Below are 1,284 nucleotides of genomic sequence, written 5' to 3'. Positions count from 1 at the left end.
AGGCACTCCGTAGGTGAAGAGTACATCGTGGTCATCGGGCTTGTCGGTCACATCTGGTGGGCGTGGCGTGATTGGGCATGCGGGAACCGTGCTGATCCGATCGATCGCTGATCGAATGGGCCTGACCGCGGGCCTGTCCGAAGCGGTCGCGCGGCGCTCGTTTCGCCCGGTCCACGACCGCGGCCAGGTCCTCGTCGATGTGGCAACGCTGCTCGTCGATGGTGGTGAATCGATCTCCGATATGGCGGTTTTGCGGCACCAGTCGCCGGTACTTGGCCCAGTGGCATCCGCGCCGACAACGTGGCGGACGCTGTCACACCTGACCCCGGCCGATCACCGGCGGATTGCTACCGCGCGGGCCCGAGTGCGCCGCCACGTCTGGGCGCAGCTACCCGGCGGAGTACCGCCGTCACGCGTTGCTGGGTGTGACCTCGGTGATGTGGTCGTCCTCGACGTCGATGCCACGATCGTGATCGCGCACTCCGAGAAGCAGGACGCAGCCCCGACGTTCAAGGGCACCTACGGGTTTCACCCGATCGGAGTGTGGTGCGACAACACCTCGGAGATGCTCGCCGCGACGTTACGGCCAGGAAACTCCGGCGCGAACACCGCTGACGATCACATCGCGGTCCTCGCCGATGCCATCGCGCAAGTTCCGGGCACCCATCGCAGACGGCTACTGGTCCGCGCTGATGGTGCCGGCGCGTCGAAGGCTCTGCTGAGCTGGCTCAATGAACTGAATCAGATTCACCGACGGCGGGTCGATTACAGCGTCGGATTCGCAGTCAATGCCCCGGTACGGGCGGCGATCGCAGCAGTGAAACCCTCGGTGTGGACCGAGGCGACCGCCGCTGATGGGTCTGTTCGCGACAAAGCCCACGTCGTTGAGCTCACCGGACTTCTGGACCTCACCGGCTGGCCGCCCGGGATGCGGGTCATCGTGCGCCGCGAAAAACCCCACCCCGGCGCCCAGTTGTCGCTGTTCGAAGAGGCCGACGGCTGGCGCTACCAAGCGTTCGCGACCAGCACCACCACTGGTGGGCTCGCGTTTCTCGAGGCCCGCCACCGCGCCCACGCCCGCGTCGAGGACCGCATCAAAGACGCCAAAGACACCGGACTACAACGATTCCCATCCAGACAGACCGATGTGAACACCGCCTGGCTGACCTGCGTGCAACTCGCCGCCGACCTCGTCGCCTGGCTCCGGCTCCTCGCCCTGCACCAGCTACCCCAACTCCGCTCGTGCGCCCCCAAAGCCCTGCGATACCGGCTACTACACACCCC

General features: G+C 66.1%; 1 protein-coding gene. It reads left to right on the top strand.

The features are described 5' to 3' along the window. Nucleotides 1–13: 13 nt before the first annotated feature. The coding region (locus tag TU34_RS22085) for an IS1380 family transposase (RefSeq protein ID WP_150116675.1) at nucleotides 14–1,284 on the top strand (1,271 nt) is incomplete at its 3' end.

The sequence above is a fragment of the Williamsia herbipolensis genome, assembly GCF_000964005.1.
GTDB lineage: Bacteria > Actinomycetota > Actinomycetes > Mycobacteriales > Mycobacteriaceae > Williamsia_A > Williamsia_A herbipolensis.
This window is presented reverse-complemented; position numbering and strand designations above follow the sequence as displayed.